General features: G+C 42.7%; 2 protein-coding genes. Both read right to left on the bottom strand.

The window, feature by feature from the left end; all coding sequences use genetic code 11:
* Positions 1-272 (bottom strand): hypothetical protein (locus A3761_RS23790; RefSeq protein WP_156492076.1); only part of this gene is annotated, 272 nt, incomplete at its 3' end.
* A gap of 96 nt (positions 273-368) precedes the next feature.
* Positions 369-953, bottom strand: coding sequence for an LPP20 family lipoprotein (locus tag A3761_RS23785; protein ID WP_068553799.1), 585 nt, complete (start codon positions 951-953; stop codon positions 369-371).
* Between the last annotated feature and the right edge of the window lie 37 nt (positions 954-990).

Raw genomic sequence — 990 nt, 5'->3', positions numbered from 1 at the left:
TGTGTTTCTTTCTGGGATATTTTCTTAAACTCTGCAAACTCTTCCATCAGCTTTTTCTTATAGCTATCGAAGGCGTTTGTTTCTTGAAGTTTGAATTTCTCAAACTCGGACATTTCCGGTTTTTTACTAGGGGGTGCACTTTGCTCGAAAGCTTTGTCGATGTCACCAAAAGCTTCGTTCATTTCATTAAAAGGGTCACTAGCAGAAAGGTTACTTATTGGAAGTGCTAGCAAAACCGCTAAATTGAGTAACTTAAAGCCGCCCTTTTTCATAACGTTATCCTTTTATTTGTTTAAGGCTTCAATACGATTTAGGAAGAGCCAGGAGCGAGCTTGTACCCGCCCTGGCAAAGGTGATAAGCGCCGTGATTAGTTTTCAGCGCTAAACTCAGCTTCCATTTCATCGGCTGCTTTCTTGGCTAAGAAACGCTCATATAAAACAGCTTCGTTTTTAGGAGAGATGCTTTTGCCAGAACCTTGAAGCAAGTCTTTAAACAAAGATTCGGTGAGTTCTGGAGACATAGTCACCATGACGCATAGCTTTTGTGTGTCGTCCGGGAAGTCTACATAGTCAATTTTGGTGACGCGGCTACCAGATAAGGTTTTGTTTGCTAGCTGCTTGGAAACCGACTCAAAAGTACCGCCGGTGGTTGAGCCTTCAGCTGTATCGGTTAGACGCTGGTAGGTCTTATCCATGGCTTTAACTTTTACTTCAATCTGCTTGGCTAGTTCTGCGCGAGCTAAAGCCGTTGCTTTGTTTTTCAATACGTTCATATCAGTGGTTGCGCTTACGCATTGTGTGTCAGCGATACCGTTTTCAATGATAGGCATTAGCACCCATGAAGGTAACTTCGCTTTAGGTGCTTCAGGTGCAGGGGCTTGAGAAGCACAAGCGCCAAGCAATGAAAATGCAACAGCCGTAGAAAGTGTTTGGAGGGATTTCTTCAGTTTCATGTTTCTTCCTTATGGGTAGTTTATGTTTTGTTATTTA

This window comes from Oleiphilus sp. HI0123, assembly GCF_001635315.1.
The sequence above is the reverse complement of the archived record's forward strand: the minus strand, read 5'-3'. Positions and strand labels throughout refer to the sequence as shown.